We start from the raw sequence: 14877 nt of genomic DNA on the forward strand, positions 1-14877 counted from the left end.
CTTTTCCAGCGTGCTACAAATACTCAGGCTTTCCTCAAAGCCGGAATCATGGGGTTTGCCGGAGACGGCAAAACCTACACTGCCAGCGAGCTGGCGATCGGCCTCGTTCTCCTGATGCGCCAGCGTGGGCTTGCGCTGGGTGATAAGCCGGTAATGTTCCTTGATACCGAAACCGGCTCTGACTGGGTCAAGCCCCGTTTCGATGCCGAGAACATTGAGCTTTATACAGCTAAAACGCGTGCTTTTGTGGATCTGCTTGCCGCCGTTAATGAAGCGGAACAAAGCGGTTCAGCACTCATCATCGACTCTATCAGCCATTTCTGGATGTGCTTGTGCGATGAGTACGCAACCCGCCGCAAACGTAAGCGTGGCCTTGAATTCTCGGACTGGGCATGGCTGAAACAGGAATGGCGACGCTTCACCGATCGTTTCGTTAACAGCCAGGCACATATCATCATGTGTGGCCGCGCGGGCTATGAGTATGACTTTTTCGAGGGCGACGACGGAAATCGCCAGTTAGAGAAAACCGGTATCAAGATGAAAGCCGAAACCGAGACGGGTTATGAGCCTTCAATTCTGATCCAGATGGAAAAGCAGATGGATCTGGAGACCGGTCAGGTATGGCGCAACGCACGCATTCTGAAAGACCGCTCTACCCGCATTGATGGCCAAACATTCGCGAACCCAACCTTCAAACATTTTCTGCCGCACATCGAGTTCCTGAACCTGGGAGGGACACATTTAGGCGTGGACACCACCCGCGACAATGGCGAGCTGTTTGCCGACGACGGCCAGCCTACCTGGCAGAAAGAGAAGCGTGCCAAAGAGATCGCCCTCGATGAGATTGTTGAGCTGCTGAACAAACATCACGGCGGCACCAGCAACGACGCAAAACGCGCCAAAGCCGACATTCTGGAAGAGGTATTTTGCTCTCGATCATGGGAACGCATTAAGGGCATGGACTGGCCGACCATTAAAGCCGGTCGTGATGCCCTCTGGTTAAAGCTGGAAAACATGCCGTACCAGTTCCCTGAGCCTTCCACAAAACCGCAGGAAGAAACGGCCCGGGAATTTAATGAGGATGACCGCAATGAGCCTTAAATGCCGACTGAACCATATCCATGAGCGAAATGAAACGCTCTCTTATGTGGTGGCGAGTCGCGGGTTCAACGGTCCGTTGAGCCCATACTGAAACGGGGGGATGTCTCCCTGCTGGTACGTTATGGAGGGCGGCCTACTGGCCGTTGATATTATGGCGCTTACAACGAAGCAAAAAATTATCAATTTTCTCTATTACTTCCCGAAATCCACCATTACGGAAATCTCAGAAAACACCAGCCTTAACGGGCACGCCTGCTACAAGCATGTTTCATCTCTGATCAAGGCGGGCGACGTCACGCTCACAAAAGAGGGGCGGAAATACTTCTATCAACTGGCGCCCGGCTGCGGGCCGGTTCACGCCGGGGCAATGCGATTTCCGGCCGCGACGTCACGAAAAAAAATCGCTGAGTGTGAAGAGAACATACAGAGGCTGCTGGATCGCGGGTTACGCCGTCGCGCTCTGACTGAAATGCGCCGCCTCTCGGCAATGCAGATAACCACACGGGGTGTGGAAAAGGTCGCGCATGGCATCAAAAGTCTGACCACCGTCAGATGATTTTTATGAATCACCGTTGACCGACCGGCATCCATAAAATTACAGCCGGTCATGCAGAGAGAATGATTTATGCATGAACTGACCTTATCACCGCGAGAGATTCAGGAAATTACCGGATATAAGCGGTATACGCGACAACAGGAGCAACTCCGCTGTCATGGCATTCCCTTCACTACCGGCCCGAGGAACGAGCCAATAGTACTGCGCCGGGATTTACAGTCGGGCATTCAGCAAATGCCCAAAATGAACGAGTACATCGCTTTTGAGCCTGATTATGGAGCACTGAGTAATGGGAAGACCACGTAAGAATAAACAGGACAACAGACTTCCTCCCCGAGTCTATAAGTACAAATACAGCTATGTGTGGAAACCTAAAGAGACGGGTTCAAGCGTCACACTTGCCCCGGTAAAGGGAACAACCATGTCAGCGCTCTGGGCGAAATACGAAGCGGAGAAAGCCAAAAATCACGACGTCATGACCGTCGCCAAATTATGGAACCTGTTTCTATCCAGTCCTGCATTCACAGAACTCGCACCGCGCACACAAAAAGACTATCGCCAGCATCAGCGGGCATTGCTTGCCGTGTTCGGCAAGATGAAAGCCGATGCGGTAAAAATCGAACAGGTAAGGGTTTTTATGGATAAGCGAGGACTGCAAAGCAAGACTCAGGCAAACCACGAACTGGCAAGCCTTAGCCGTGTTTATGGATGGGGTTTCGAGCGAGGGTATATAAAAGGAAACCCATGCAAGGGGGTACGTAAATTCACTGCCAAAGCCCGCTCAGTTTATATCACTGATGAGCAATACGCAGCCATTTACCATGAGGCTATACCGGCTTTAAAAATTGCGATGGAGGTGTCGTATCTTTGCGCAGCACGTCTGGGAGATGTACTGGATCTCCGCTGGCGAGAGGTTATGGAAAACGGGATATTTATTGAGCAAAACAAAACCGGAACCAAGCAAATTAAGGAATGGTCGCCGCGACTACGGGCAGCAATTCAGTTAGCACGCAACACCTTCGGCACCTCAGGAGGTTTTGTAGTGTCCACCAGCAAAGGCGGCAAGGTCACAGCTAAAACGCTTAACAACTGGTGGAATGAGGCAAAACGAACCGCCGAGAAAAAAGCCGGGTTAGTCTTTGGTTGCAATTTCCATGACATCAAAGCGAAAAGCATTTCAGACTATGAGGGGTCGAGTCGCGACAAACAGCTTTTCTCAGGTCACAAAACGGAAAGCCAGGTGCTGATTTATGATCGAAAAGTGAAGGTAACCCCCTCACTGGATGCACCACTTCTGACGGGAAACGACTGAAATTTCGAAGGGTAAAGTTCAAAAATATTCCAACAAAATATTCCAACAGTATTCCAATAGCCCCAAAAGGAAAGGGGCTACCTTTCGGTAACCCCTTGAATTGGTTGGCGGAAGCGCAGAGATTCGAACTCTGGAACCCTTTCGGGTCGCCGGTTTTCAAGACCGGTGCCTTCAACCGCTCGGCCACACTTCCGCAATGACGCGAACTATAAACATCCCCCTGCGCCGTGTAAAGCCCGAATGTGTTCGATTGCCTTAAAAACAGCCAAAAGCGCGCTAATTGACTGAAATACCGGCACAACGATCACAAATACAGCAGTTTTACGGGCGATAACGGCACCGCGTTTCGGTTAATGCTTTTTGATGTACATATCTTTGGTGTAGTAAAAGCCCAGGTTATTGGAGTAAAAACCGCCAATCCAGGGTTTCACCATATGGGTGCGCACGTAGTGATAGACCGGAATGGCAGGCACGTCTTCCGCCAGGATAGTCTCCGCCTGCTGGTAATACTTGCCGCGCTCGGTGACATTGGCGGCTTTCGACGCGTTCGCCAGGGCCTCGTCGTACGCTTTGTTGGTATAGCGCGAGGTGTTCTGACTGTCGCCCGTGCGGTAGTTGTTCAGGAAGGTCGAGGCGTCGTCGTAATCGGCGTTCCACGCGTAGCGCACCACGTCGAAATTGCCGGTGTGTTTGTTATCCAGCATGGTTTTCCACTCCTGGTTCTGGAGTTTTACCACTACGCCGAGATTTTTCTGCCACATGGAGCTTGCCGCGATGGCGATGCGCTGGTGCGATTCCAGCGTGTTATAGAGCAGATTAAACGTGAGCGGATGCTGAGCGTTGAAGCCTGCCGCCTCCAGCAGTTTTTTCGCCTCGCCGACGCGTTTTTCCAGCGGCCAGCTCGCATAATCCGGCGGCGCGATTTTCACGCCGCCGATTTCAGGCTGGCTGACCACCCACGCCGGACGTTGCCCCTGCGCCAGCACTTTCTGCGCGATGATGTCTTTATCGAGCGCCATGCTGAGCGCGCGGCGCACGCGCGGATCGTTAAACGGCGGTTTGGTGGTGTTAAATTCATAGTAATACGTCGCCAGCAGCGGCGAGACGTTAACCTGATCGGGTACCGTTTTTTTCAGCTGGGTGAACTGGTTGAGCGGCACGGTGCTGGTGATGTCGATTTCGCCCGCTTTATAGCGATTCAGATCCGCCGTTTCGGCGGCGATTGGCAGGTAAGTGACTTTATTGATGACCGTCTCTTTATCGTTCCAGTAGCGTTGATTACGCTCGGCCACGATCTTTTCATTCACCACCCAGTCGGTGACTTTATACGCGCCGCTGCACACGAAATGTTCCGGCCGCGCCCATTTATCGCCGAAACGCTCAACCGCGGTTTTATCGACAGGCACCAGCGATGGGTGCGCCAGCATCGACAGGAACGCCGCGGTGGGCTGCGTCAGCGTCACCTGAATGGTATTGTCATCCAGCGCCTTCACGCCCAGGGTGTCCGTCGGCTTTTTGCCGTTAGCGATGTCGGCGGCGTTTTCAATGTTCATGTTGCCCGGAAAGGTGGCGTACGGAGAGACGGTTTTCGGATCGACCAGGCGCCGCCAGCTCCAGACCACATCCTCCGCCGTGATTGGCTCGCCGTCAGACCAGGTCACGCCCTTGCGCAGATGAAACGTCCAGACGGTGTTGTCTTTGTTCTCCCAGCTTTCGGCGAGACGCGGCTCGATAGTGCCATCTTTACGCACCGCCACCAGCCCTTCAAAAACGTCGCTGATGATGTTGAATTCGACGTCGCTCTCCACTTTATGCGGGTCGAGCGAGGCAGGCTCGCTGCCGTTGTTGCGCACCAGTTCCTGTTTTGCCGCCAGCTCAACGCCTGCCGGCACCTGCGCCGCATACGCCGTCGCGCATGCGCCGGAAATGACGGCAGCGAGAAGAGAAAAAGCCAGAGCCTTATGATTCACTTTCATTGTCCACGCCTTGTGTGTTGTTGTGATAGTTGTTAACACAGATAGACGCGCGACGGGTTTCACGCAACGGTTTTACGTCATATATAAGAGGGGGATCTGAAAGCACGCCAGCATAGCCCGCTTTTTATGATATAAACGCCTTTTCTGAGTCCTTGTTTTTAGAGAAATAAAGCAGCGTAAAGATGGGTAAAAGCCCTTTTCCCGTTGCGTGCAACCTTCTATGCTCGGAAACTAAACACCTGTAATGAGAGACTACTCATGGATCGCTTAATTACCTCTGCGCGCGACAGACAGTCGCTGCTTAGCACCCATAAGGTTCTGCGTAATACCTATTTTATGCTGAGCCTGACGCTGGCGTTTTCCGCGATCACCGCGACCGCCAGCACCGTACTCGCGCTGCCGTCGCCAGGTTTGATTCTGACGCTGGTCGGCATGTACGGCCTGATGTTCCTGACCTACCGTCTGGCGGATAAGCCAAGCGGCATCCTGGCGGCGTTCGCCTTTACCGGTTTCCTGGGCTATATCCTCGGGCCGATGCTGAATGCGTATCTCTCCGCCGGTATGGGCGATGTTATCGCGCTGGCGCTTGGCGGCACCGCGCTGGTGTTCTTCTGCTGCTCCGCCTACGTGCTGACCACCCGCAAGGATATGTCCTTCCTGGGCGGTATGCTGATGGCGGGCGTGGTGGTCGTGCTGATCGGCATGGTGGCGAACATCTTCCTGCAGCTCCCTGCGCTGCACCTGGCGATTAGCGCCGTGTTTATTCTGCTGTCTTCAGGCGCCATCCTGTTTGAAACCAGCAATATCATCCACGGCGGCGAAACCAACTACATTCGCGCCACCGTCAGCCTGTATGTGTCGCTCTACAACATTTTCGTGAGCCTGTTGAGCATTCTGGGCTTCGCAAGCCGCGACTAACGGTTAGCCGAAACTGCCTTTAAGCCCCGCCCCGTGCGGGGCTTTGTTTTTTCTGGCAGCCGGAATTTGCTACACTGCGCGCTGTTTTAATCAGGGCAAGACTGCGTATGTTAACGTTTGAAGGTAAAGAGTTTGAAACCGACGCCGAAGGCTATCTGAAAGTCTTCGACGCCTGGAGCGAAGGGCTGGCGGAAGCCATCGCCGAAAAAGAAGGCATTACGCTGACGCCGGAGCACTGGGAAGTGGTGCGCTTCGTGCGCGAGTTTTACATCGAATTTAATACGTCGCCGGCGATCCGCATGCTGGTCAAAGCCATGGCGACGAAATTTGGCGAAGAGAAAGGCAACAGCCGTTATCTCTATCGCCTCTTCCCGAAAGGCCCGGCGAAACAGGCCACTAAAATCGCCGGTCTGCCGAAACCGGTGAAGTGCATTTAATAGCGGATGCGGAACTCCCGGTGATCTTCAGCGGGCGAATGCGGCTCCGTCAGCACCTTTTCCACGTGGGCGCTGCGCGGCCCGCCCGCTTTCAGCCAGGCGATAAGTTTCTCCACCTGTTCAGGCTCGCCGCAGGCCAGTACCTCCACGCTGCCGTCGTCCAGATTACGCGCATAGCCGGTCAGACCCAGCCGCATTGCTTCATGCTGCGTGGTGTAGCGAAACCCGACGCCCTGTACCCGGCCGTGTACCCAGGCCATCGTGCATTGTTGAGCCATAGCTGTTCTCCTTTGCGGTAGCGTTGCATTTCCCGGCTGAAGTCGGGAGAATGGCGCCCATTTTCTTTGATTCACAGAATAGCAAATTATGAGCGTACGTTTAGTGTTAGCCAAAGGGCGCGAGAAATCTCTCCTGCGCCGCCATCCCTGGGTCTTTTCCGGCGCCGTCGCGCGCATGGAAGGTAAAGCCGCGCCGGGTGAAACCATCGACATCGTCGACCATCAGGGAAAATGGTTAGCACGCGCCGCCCTCTCCCCGGCCTCGCAGATCCGCGCGCGCGTCTGGACATTCGATCCGAATGAAACCATCGATATCGCCTTTTTCACTCGCCGCCTGAATCAGGCACAGCAGTGGCGCGACTGGCTGGCGAAAAAAGACGGGCTCGACAGCTACCGTCTTATCGCCGGAGAATCCGATGGCCTGCCGGGCGTGACGATTGACCGCTTCGGCAACTTCCTGGTGCTGCAACTGCTCTCGGCGGGCGCGGAATATCAGCGCCCGGCGCTGGTTTCGGCATTGCAGGCGTGCTATCCGGAGTGCTCCATCTATGACCGCTCCGACGTCGCGGTGCGTAAGAAAGAAGGCATGGAACTCGCGCAGGGCCCGGTTAGCGGCGAACTGCCGCCGGATCTGCTGGCGATTGAAGAGCACGGCATGAAGCTGCTGGTGGATATTAAAGGCGGCCATAAAACCGGTTATTACCTCGATCAGCGCGACAGCCGTTTCGCCACCCGCCGTTACGTGGAAGACAAACGCGTGCTGAACTGCTTCTCCTACACCGGCGGTTTTGCCGTTTCTGCGCTGATGGGCGGCTGCCGCCAGGTCATCAGCGTCGATACCTCGCAGGATGCGCTGGATGTCGCGAGGCAAAACGTCGAACTCAACCAGCTGGATTTAAGCAAAGCGGAGTTTGTGCGCGACGATGTCTTTAAGCTGCTGCGCAAATACCGCGACCAGGGCGAGACGTTTGACGTCATCGTGATGGACCCGCCGAAATTCGTGGAGAACAAGAGCCAGCTTCATGGCGCGTGCCGCGGCTATAAAGATATCAATATGCTGGCGATCCAGCTGCTTAACCCTGGCGGCATTTTGCTGACGTTTTCCTGCTCGGGGCTGATGACCACCGATTTATTCCAGAAAATTGTCGCCGACGCCGCAACAGATGCGGGTCGTGATGTACAATTTATAGAGCAGTTCCGTCAGGCCGCCGATCACCCGGTGATCGCGAGCTACCCGGAAGGTCTTTATCTGAAAGGGTTTGCCTGTCGCGTCATGTAACTTGAAAAGGAATACTCCGCCCTTATATACAGGGTATGAATGTTTCCCCGGAGGTGACAATGATTGCCAGCAAATTCGGTATCGGCCAGCAGGTTCGTCATTCTCTTTTAGGGTATTTAGGGGTTGTGGTGGATATCGATCCTGAATACTCGCTGGAAGAACCTGAAGTCGATGAAATGGCGGTTAACGCCGAGCTGCGCGCCGCGCCGTGGTATCACGTCGTGATGGAAGACGACGACGGCCAGCCCGTGCACACCTACCTTGCAGAAGCCCAGCTGAGCGGCGAAATGCAGGAGGAACATCCGGAGCAACCCTCTATGGATGAACTGGCGCGAACCATTCGCCAGCAGCTCCAGGCGCCCCGTCTGCGCAACTAAAAAAACCCGGCAACGCCGGGTTTTTTATTACTGAAAAAGACCGAGGCGCGGAATTTCTATCGCCGGGCAGCGATCCATCACGACCTTCAGCCCTGCATCGCGCGCCAGTACGGCAGCCTCTTCGTTGATGACGCCAAGCTGCATCCAGAGCGTTTTCGCGCCGATGGCAATCGCTTCCTGCGCAACCCCCCACGCGGCTTCGGAGTTGCGGAATACATCCACCATATCGACTTTTTCCGGCACGTCGGCAAGCGTGGCGTATCCCTGCTGGCCGAGCAGCGTTTTGCCCGCCACTTTCGGCGAGACGGGGATCACGTGGTAGCCTTTATCCAGCAGATACGCCATCACGCGATAGCTCGGGCGGTCTGGTTTGTCGCTCGCGCCCACCAGCGCGATCGTTTTGGTGCTCTGCAAAATCTCTGCGATATCAGATTCTTTCATTTTACCTCCCCGTTAACTCAGTCCTTCAAGTGTATGCCAAAGGCGTCGGGCGCACCATGCGAAGCCCGCCTGCGCGGTTTCGCAATGCGAGCACGCAGTTTTGACCGGCTTCGCTTGCAGCCGCCATCACTTCCAGTAATCTGTAGGCAGTTATTTAATCCGGAAAATGATATGGAACTGACAACCCGAACCCTGCCAGCCCAAAAGAAAATCGCCCTCGTGGCGCATGACCACTGCAAATCGATGCTGATGAAATGGGTGGAGCGCCATAAAGCGTTGCTGGCGAACCATACGCTGTATGCGACCGGCACTACCGGCAACCTGGTACAGCGCGCGACGGGCCTTGACGTCAACGCCATGCTGAGCGGCCCGATGGGCGGCGATCAGCAGGTGGGCGCGATGATCGCCGAAGGCAAAATCGACGTGCTGATTTTCTTCTGGGATCCGCTGAACGCCGTGCCGCACGATCCCGACGTCAAAGCGCTGCTGCGTCTTGCCACCGTCTGGAATATCCCGGTAGCGACCAACCTCTCGACCGCGGATTTTATTATCCAGTCGCCGACGTTTAGCGACACGCTGGATGTGTTAATCCCCGACTACCCGCGCTATCTCGCCGATCGCCTGAAATAAATAAATCAGGGCTTACGGGCCGTCGGCACGCCGAGACGCGTCAGCGCCTCGACAAACGCCGACGGCGCCGCTTTGTCATACAGCAGCCAGACGCGGTGCCGCGCGCGGGTCAGCGCCACATAGAGCAGGCGACGCTCTTCGGCATCCGGGAAATCCTCCGGCTGCGGCAGCAACGCCTGCTCCATGATGGATTCCCGCGCCGGGGCCGGAAACCCTTCCCGCCCCTCGTTCAGCCCAAGAATAATCACATAATCCGCCTGCTGCCCTTTGCTGGCATGGATAGTCATATACTCCAGCTGCAGTTTCGGCCAGCGCGTCGCGGCCATCTCCAGCGCCGCCGGGCGCAAATGATGGTAACGCGCCAGCACCAGGATGCGCTCGTCAGGGCGCACGTAGCCGCTCATTTTGTCGAGCAGCGCCTCCAGGTGTTCCTGCGCGAGCAGCGTCACGGCTTTATTGTCGCCCGCGCGCAGGCTGTTAAGCGGTTTCTCACGCTGGTGCGGGTTTTGCTGGATGAAGCGATTCGCGATATCGCCGATACGCCCGTTAAAGCGGTAGGTGGTATCCAGCGCGCATTGATCGCCCTCGCCAAAATGCGCCTCAAACGCCGTCGTCAGTGAAAGCTGCGCGCCGCTAAAGCGGTAGATTGCCTGCCAGTCGTCGCCCACTGCAAAGAGGCTGGTGGCGGAATTCTGACGACGCAGCGCCGCCAGCAGAGCCGCACGCTGCGGTGAGATATCCTGGAATTCATCTACCAGAATATGCTTCCACGGGCTGACGAACCGGCCTTTTTCCAGAACGTTGATGGCCTGATGGATAAGCCCGGAAAAGTCGACCGCCTCTTCGGCTTTCAGCGCGGCTTTCCAGGCTTTCAGCAGCGGCGCCATCAATTTAACGCGCTTCTGGAACTGTTCGCGCACCTCTTCGGGCGCGGCGGCTATCATCTCGGCCTGCGAGCCGCCATGCATGCGCATCAGCCCAAGCCAGCGATCGAGCCGGCTCGCCAGCCGTTTGCCCAGCGCCTCGTCTTCCCAGAAATCACCATCATCGACGTCCCATTCCAGTTCGTCGTTAAGCCACTGACGCCACCCCTTCGCCTGCGCTTTTTTCTCGCGGCACTGTTCCCGCCAGGCGTTCAGCAAAAGCTCATGGCGCGCCGCCGTATCGTTTTCCAGTTCGCTGACGCGCGGCGTTTTCCGCCCGCCCTGGCCGATAATCTGCAACGCCAGCGCATGAAACGTGCGCGCGGTAATGGCATCCGTATGCAGCCGGGTTTGCAGGCGCTCTTCCATCTCTCTGGCGGCCTGACGCCCGAAGGCCAGCAGCAGGATCTGCTCCGCCGTCGCCTCGCCGCGCTCGATAAGCCAGCCTGCGCGCGCCACCAGCACTGAGGTTTTGCCGCTCCCCGCGCCCGCCAGCACCAGCAGTGAACTTTCGCCGTTGACGACCGCCCGCGCCTGCGAGGGATTAAGCGGCGAGCTTTCAATATGCGAGAAGAAATCGGCGTAGCGCGTCAGCATGGCGTCGGTATAGGCCTGATTATGCACCAGACGCTTCGCCTCGCTGTCGGCAAGCCAGGCCTGACATTCACGCCAGGCATCGCGGCAGTTATCGAACGCCTCAAGGCGCGATGTCGGCACCGGCAGCGCCTGCAACGCCCTGCGCAACGCGTGACACAGCGCCTCGCTCTCGTCGCGCTTAAGCCATTTCTCCTGGCATTCGCTACTGCGGAGCTTCTCCTGCCAGGCGTTAAGCACGCCTGCCGCCACCTCGCTCATCTCCTGGCTCCACGCCTGCCAGAGGGTCGTCAGATGGTGATAAAAGCGCTGGGTTTCAGCCCACTCGGTGCCGTGCAGGCGCACCACTTTGTTATCCGGGAGCGTAAATCCCAGCTCCCCCCAGACCAGCCCACGGCGGCATTCGATGCCCAGCAACTGATTAAACGGGATCAGATATTCATGCTTATCGCCGGAGACTTTCACCCCGGCGGTGAGGATTTCCGCACGATCATAGGGGTGCTGCGCCAGACGTTTACCCAGAGAGGTTGCTTTCAGTTCCATGAGGCTGCCAGTAAATGGTGTTATGGCGCTAAGTTTACCCGCCTGCGATATCACGCTCCAGACCCAAAACGCGTTACAATTGTTGTGGTTATCATTCCGGCGCTTTGCCGATGCTTTTGAGGTTTTATGCGTACTGTTTTAAATATTCTGAATTTCGTTCTGGGCGGCTTCGCCACGACGTTCTCCTGGCTTGTGGCGACGCTTGTTAGCATCCTTCTGGTGGTGACGCTGCCGCTGACCCGCTCTTGCTGGGAAATCACAAAGCTTTCGCTGCTGCCGTACGGTAATGAAGCGGTGCATGTCGACGAGCTCGATCCGGCAGGGAAAAACGCGCTGCTGAACACGGGCGGCACGCTGCTGAATATTTTCTGGCTGGTGTTTTTCGGCTGGTGGCTGTGCCTGCTGCACATCGCGGCAGGTATTGCGCAGTGTCTGACCATTATCGGCATTCCGGTCGGCATCGCGAATTTTAAAATCGCCGCGATTGCGCTGTGGCCGGTGGGCCGTCGCGTCGTCTCCGTCGAAACGGCCAGGGCCGCCCGCGAAGCTAACGCGCGCCGCCGTTTCCAGTAATTCCGGATGCGCTCATGATGCTCAACCCTTTGCTTCACCGCCACGCCTGGAACAGCGCGTGGCTGACCAACGTGCGCATTTTTATCGCGCTATGCGGGACGGCGGCGCTGCCCTGGTGGCTTGGCGAGGCGAAGCTGACTATCCCGCTGACGCTTGGCGTTGTGGCCGCGGCGCTCACCGATCTCGACGACCGCCTGACGGGCCGCTTGCGCAATCTGCTCATAACGCTGGTCAGTTTTTTTATCGCCTCCGCCTCGGTGGAGCTCCTCTTTCCGTGGCCGTGGCTGTTTGCTATCGGGCTGACGGTCTCGACTATCGGTTTTATTTTGCTGGGCGGTCTCGGCCAGCGCTACGCCACGATCGCCTTCGGCGCGCTGCTGATCGCCATCTACACCATGCTCGGGGTTTCATTGTATGAGCACTGGTATCAGCAACCGCTGCTGCTGCTCGCGGGCGCAGTCTGGTACAACCTCCTGACGCTTACGGGCCATCTGCTCTTTCCGGTGCGCCCGCTCCAGGAAAACCTCGCCCGTTGTTATGAACAGCTGGCGCATTATCTGGAAATCAAATCGCGCTTTTTCGACCCGGACATTGAAGATGAAAGCCAGGTGCCGATGATGGAGCTGGCGATGGCGAACAGCCAGCTGGTCGCGACGCTGAATCAGACCAAAGCTTCACTACTGACCCGTCTGCGCGGGGATCGTGGACAGCGCAGCACGCGGCGTACCCTGCACTACTATTTCGTCGCGCAGGATATTCACGAACGCGCCAGCTCGTCGCATATCCAGTACCAGACGCTGCGCGACACCTTCCGCTACAGCGACGTGATGTTTCGCTTCCAGCGGCTGCTTTCGATGCAATCGCAGGCGTGTCAGCAACTGGCGCGCTCTGTCCTGCTGCGCGCGCCCTACCAGCACGATCCGCGTTTCGAACGCGCTTTTACGCATCTCGACGCGGCGCTCGATCGCACCGCGGCGGCGGGCGGTTCGGCATCGGAAATCAAAGCCGTGCGCTTTCTGGTCGCTAATCTGAAAGCGATCGACGCCCAGCTCGCCACCATTGAATCAGAGCAGCCGTTTACGCAGCCCGTCGCCAGCGAGAGCGAGCACAGCCTGTCGGATGACGGTCTGAACGGCTTCAGCGATGTCTGGTTTCGCCTGACCCGCAACCTGACGCCGCAGTCCGCCCTCTTTCGCCATGCGGTACGCATGTCCGTGGTGCTGTGCGTGGGCTACGCCTTTATCCAGTTCACCGGGATGAATCACGGCTACTGGATATTGCTGACCAGCCTGTTTGTGTGCCAGCCGAACTATAACGCCACGCGCCATCGCCTGACGCTGCGCATTATCGGCACGCTGGCGGGTGTCGCGGTCGGCATTCCGGTGCTCTACTTCGTGCCTTCGCTTGAGGGGCAACTGGTGCTGATCGTTATCACCGGCGTGCTCTTCTTTGTCTTCCGGACCGTGCAATATGCGCACGCCACGCTGTTTATCACGCTGCTGGTATTGCTGTGCTTTAACCTGCTGGGCGAAGGGTTCGAGGTGGCGCTGCCGCGCGTGGTGGATACGATAATCGGCTGCGCTATCGCCTGGTGCGCGGTGAGCTTTATCTGGCCTGACTGGCGGTTTCGCCGGTTGCCCGTGGTGCTGGAGCGCGCGCTGAACGCTAACTGCCGTTATCTCGATGCGATCCTTGAGCAGTATCACCAGGGCCGCGATAACCGTCTGGCGTATCGTATCGCCCGTCGCGACGCGCATAACAGCGATGCGGAGCTGGCGTCAGTGGTATCCAATATGTCCAGCGAGCCGCGGGTGAGCGCGCAGATGCGCGATATCGCCTTCCGGTTTCTGTGCCTGAACCATACGCTGACCAGCTATATTTCGGCGCTTGGCGCGCACCGTGAAAAACTGACGCGTCAGGAGATCCTTTCTCTGCTCGACGACGCCGTCTGTTATGTCGACGACGCGCTGCATCATCAGCCCGCGGATGAAACGCGCGTGGAGAAATCATTGACGGAGCTGGCGCAGCGCATCGAACAGATTGAGCCGCGCCAGGAGAGCAAAGAGCCGCTGGTGCTTCAGCAAATCGGGCTGTTGATTTCCCTTTTACCGGAAATCAGCCGTCTCCAGCGTCAGCTCGCTCAGGAGTGATTCTGTACAGAGAGCTGCATAAACCACTCCAGCAGCTCTTCGCGGATATGGACGGGTAATGCCGCTTCATGGGTGCCGATAATGGCGCCCTGTAGCGCATAGAGCACTTGCAGGCTGAGGTTTTTCCGTGCTTTACGCAGCTTCAGCCAGCACTCTTTCGCGCCATATGCGCAGAGCGTCTCCACATCGCGGATCCCGGCTTCCCATAATGACACCTCAAGCTGAACATTAAGGTTGGGCATATCTTTAACCCGCCGCTCTCGGGCGCGCTCGGTTTTCTCCGCCTGCGCGCAGGCCAGCGCCGTTCGGGCGTGTTCGCGCAGCAAGGGCGGCGAATTCCATAACGCTTCATCCACCAGATAATAATTGAGGCTGATGTGACGCCCGCGTCGGGTACAGACCAGCATCGGCGGGTTATGGGCGAGCTGATAGTCGCGACTCTGGTTGCTGGCGCGCAGGTAAAACCGCCCTTCGACGAGCATAGCGAACACGGCGTCATTAATGGCGAGGCTGTAGCCGCCGAACAGTGAACGATGGGTGACATTTCCCAAAGATGAAAGAGTATTCTGCACCCGAACAAGAGTGTCAGACGAGGATTTATCCATGATTATTCCTTTTATATCAACAAGTAACGGATAAAAAATTCCATTAGCTTTTCCCTTAACAGGAACATATGAAAGTTGTGCCCCATGAGCAATCCGAATTTCGTTTTCCGCCGATCGAGATGCAAAATTTGCGAGATGCTTTCCGAAATTTCGATTGATCTTTGGTCGCGCCAGCATTACTGTA

General features: G+C 56.7%; 16 protein-coding genes and 1 tRNA gene. 11 read left to right on the forward strand and 6 right to left on the reverse strand.

The features are described from left to right. From AACV31_RS20420 to AACV31_RS20435, 4 genes are all read left to right on the forward strand, one after another. Window positions 1–1101: AAA family ATPase (locus tag AACV31_RS20420; protein WP_255491223.1), on the forward strand; the 1101-nt coding region annotated here is incomplete at its 5' end. Window positions 1102–1222: 121 nt separating this feature from the next. Further along, window positions 1223–1657 carry a winged helix-turn-helix domain-containing protein gene (locus AACV31_RS20425; protein WP_165153555.1) on the forward strand — a complete coding sequence of 145 codons (435 nt, stop codon included), beginning with the start codon at window positions 1223–1225 and terminating at the stop codon, window positions 1655–1657. A 69-nt stretch (window positions 1658–1726) separates the two neighbouring features. Continuing rightward, window positions 1727–1963 (forward strand): DUF4224 domain-containing protein, encoded by a 237-nt coding sequence (locus AACV31_RS20430; protein WP_255491222.1) that lies wholly within the window; start codon window positions 1727–1729, stop codon window positions 1961–1963. Then, window positions 1947–2969 (forward strand): tyrosine-type recombinase/integrase, encoded by a 1023-nt coding sequence (locus AACV31_RS20435; protein WP_255491221.1) that lies wholly within the window; start codon window positions 1947–1949, stop codon window positions 2967–2969. Before AACV31_RS20430 ends, AACV31_RS20435 begins: the two co-directional genes overlap by 17 nt. Window positions 2970–3074: 105 nt before the next feature. On the opposite strand, the gene AACV31_RS20440 is transcribed toward AACV31_RS20435, so the two are convergent. Together AACV31_RS20440 and AACV31_RS20445 are read right to left on the reverse strand one after the other, a co-directional pair. After that, window positions 3075–3162, reverse strand: a tRNA-Ser gene (locus AACV31_RS20440). Between the two features lie 157 nt (window positions 3163–3319). Then, entirely contained in the window at window positions 3320–4945 is a 1626-nt protein-coding gene (locus AACV31_RS20445) for an ABC transporter substrate-binding protein (RefSeq protein ID WP_165153553.1), read from the reverse strand. 258 nt (window positions 4946–5203) lie between these two features. Between AACV31_RS20445 and yccA the strand changes: the two genes are divergently transcribed. Together yccA and tusE are read left to right on the forward strand one after the other, a co-directional pair. Beyond that, the gene (gene yccA, locus AACV31_RS20450) at window positions 5204–5863 is read left to right on the forward strand and encodes an FtsH protease modulator YccA (protein ID WP_007768438.1); all 660 of its coding nucleotides are present in this window, start codon (window positions 5204–5206) and stop codon (window positions 5861–5863) included. 107 nt (window positions 5864–5970) lie between these two features. Then, the gene (gene tusE / locus AACV31_RS20455; protein WP_007768440.1) at window positions 5971–6300 is read left to right on the forward strand and encodes a sulfurtransferase TusE; all 330 of its coding nucleotides are present in this window, start codon (window positions 5971–5973) and stop codon (window positions 6298–6300) included. Here the strand turns inward: tusE and yccX are convergent. Further along, entirely contained in the window at window positions 6297–6578 is a 282-nt protein-coding gene (gene yccX / locus AACV31_RS20460; RefSeq protein ID WP_007707629.1) for an acylphosphatase, read from the reverse strand. The two genes, tusE and yccX, sit on opposite strands and share 4 nt — an antisense overlap. An 88-nt stretch (window positions 6579–6666) precedes the next feature. Between yccX and rlmI the strand changes: the two genes are divergently transcribed. Further along, the gene (gene rlmI / locus AACV31_RS20465; RefSeq protein ID WP_165153551.1) at window positions 6667–7857 is read left to right on the forward strand and encodes a 23S rRNA (cytosine(1962)-C(5))-methyltransferase RlmI; all 1191 of its coding nucleotides are present in this window, start codon (window positions 6667–6669) and stop codon (window positions 7855–7857) included. 59 nt (window positions 7858–7916) lie between these two features. Continuing rightward, complete coding sequence (gene hspQ / locus AACV31_RS20470) at window positions 7917–8234, forward strand: heat shock protein HspQ (RefSeq protein WP_075198818.1); 318 nt, start codon at window positions 7917–7919, stop codon at window positions 8232–8234. A gap of 27 nt (window positions 8235–8261) precedes the next feature. Here hspQ and AACV31_RS20475 read toward each other — a convergent pair whose 3' ends face one another. Further along, the gene (locus AACV31_RS20475) at window positions 8262–8675 is read right to left on the reverse strand and encodes a CoA-binding protein (protein WP_015740767.1); all 414 of its coding nucleotides are present in this window, start codon (window positions 8673–8675) and stop codon (window positions 8262–8264) included. A 171-nt stretch (window positions 8676–8846) separates the two neighbouring features. On the opposite strand from AACV31_RS20475, the gene mgsA reads away from it, so the two are divergent. Then, complete coding sequence (mgsA, locus tag AACV31_RS20480) at window positions 8847–9305, forward strand: methylglyoxal synthase (protein WP_075198817.1); 459 nt, start codon at window positions 8847–8849, stop codon at window positions 9303–9305. A 5-nt stretch (window positions 9306–9310) separates the two neighbouring features. On the opposite strand, the gene helD is transcribed toward mgsA, so the two are convergent. Further along, the gene (gene helD / locus AACV31_RS20485) at window positions 9311–11365 is read right to left on the reverse strand and encodes a DNA helicase IV (RefSeq protein ID WP_165153549.1); all 2055 of its coding nucleotides are present in this window, start codon (window positions 11363–11365) and stop codon (window positions 9311–9313) included. A 126-nt stretch (window positions 11366–11491) separates the two neighbouring features. Here helD and AACV31_RS20490 point away from each other — a divergent pair, with 126 nt between their 5' ends. Together AACV31_RS20490 and yccS are read left to right on the forward strand one after the other, a co-directional pair. Then, window positions 11492–11938 carry a YccF domain-containing protein gene (locus AACV31_RS20490; protein WP_007768453.1) on the forward strand — a complete coding sequence of 149 codons (447 nt, stop codon included), beginning with the start codon at window positions 11492–11494 and terminating at the stop codon, window positions 11936–11938. 17 nt (window positions 11939–11955) lie between these two features. Next, window positions 11956–14088, forward strand: a complete 2133-nt coding sequence (yccS, locus tag AACV31_RS20495) for a YccS family putative transporter (protein WP_165153610.1) — start codon at window positions 11956–11958, stop codon at window positions 14086–14088. Here yccS and AACV31_RS20500 read toward each other — a convergent pair. Continuing rightward, window positions 14079–14693, reverse strand: coding sequence for a TfoX/Sxy family DNA transformation protein (locus AACV31_RS20500; RefSeq protein WP_041923405.1), 615 nt, complete (start codon window positions 14691–14693; stop codon window positions 14079–14081). The genes yccS and AACV31_RS20500 overlap by 10 nt on opposite strands. Window positions 14694–14877: the final 184 nt, after the last annotated feature.

Origin of the sequence: Cronobacter sp. EKM101R, from assembly GCF_963888145.1 — a bacterium.
Taxonomy (GTDB): Bacteria; Pseudomonadota; Gammaproteobacteria; order Enterobacterales; family Enterobacteriaceae; genus Cronobacter; species Cronobacter turicensis.

Excerpts from the sequence above, each read along its gene's own strand:
- helD (WP_165153549.1), bottom strand. The coding sequence starts at position 11,365 with ATGGAACTGAAAGCAACCTCTCTGGGTAAACGTCTGGCGCAGCACCCC.
- AACV31_RS20475 (WP_015740767.1), bottom strand. The coding sequence starts at position 8,675 with ATGAAAGAATCTGATATCGCAGAGATTTTGCAGAGCACCAAAACGATC.
- yccX (WP_007707629.1), bottom strand. The coding sequence starts at position 6,578 with ATGGCTCAACAATGCACGATGGCCTGGGTACACGGCCGGGTACAGGGC.
- AACV31_RS20500 (WP_041923405.1), bottom strand. The coding sequence starts at position 14,693 with ATGGATAAATCCTCGTCTGACACTCTTGTTCGGGTGCAGAATACTCTT.
- AACV31_RS20425 (WP_165153555.1), top strand. The coding sequence starts at position 1,223 with ATGGAGGGCGGCCTACTGGCCGTTGATATTATGGCGCTTACAACGAAG.
- AACV31_RS20445 (WP_165153553.1), bottom strand. The coding sequence starts at position 4,945 with ATGAAAGTGAATCATAAGGCTCTGGCTTTTTCTCTTCTCGCTGCCGTC.
- tusE (WP_007768440.1), top strand. The coding sequence starts at position 5,971 with ATGTTAACGTTTGAAGGTAAAGAGTTTGAAACCGACGCCGAAGGCTAT.
- mgsA (WP_075198817.1), top strand. The coding sequence starts at position 8,847 with ATGGAACTGACAACCCGAACCCTGCCAGCCCAAAAGAAAATCGCCCTC.
- AACV31_RS20430 (WP_255491222.1), top strand. The coding sequence starts at position 1,727 with ATGCATGAACTGACCTTATCACCGCGAGAGATTCAGGAAATTACCGGA.
- hspQ (WP_075198818.1), top strand. The coding sequence starts at position 7,917 with ATGATTGCCAGCAAATTCGGTATCGGCCAGCAGGTTCGTCATTCTCTT.
- AACV31_RS20435 (WP_255491221.1), top strand. The coding sequence starts at position 1,947 with ATGGGAAGACCACGTAAGAATAAACAGGACAACAGACTTCCTCCCCGA.
- rlmI (WP_165153551.1), top strand. The coding sequence starts at position 6,667 with ATGAGCGTACGTTTAGTGTTAGCCAAAGGGCGCGAGAAATCTCTCCTG.
- yccA (WP_007768438.1), top strand. The coding sequence starts at position 5,204 with ATGGATCGCTTAATTACCTCTGCGCGCGACAGACAGTCGCTGCTTAGC.
- AACV31_RS20490 (WP_007768453.1), top strand. The coding sequence starts at position 11,492 with ATGCGTACTGTTTTAAATATTCTGAATTTCGTTCTGGGCGGCTTCGCC.
- yccS (WP_165153610.1), top strand. The coding sequence starts at position 11,956 with ATGCTCAACCCTTTGCTTCACCGCCACGCCTGGAACAGCGCGTGGCTG.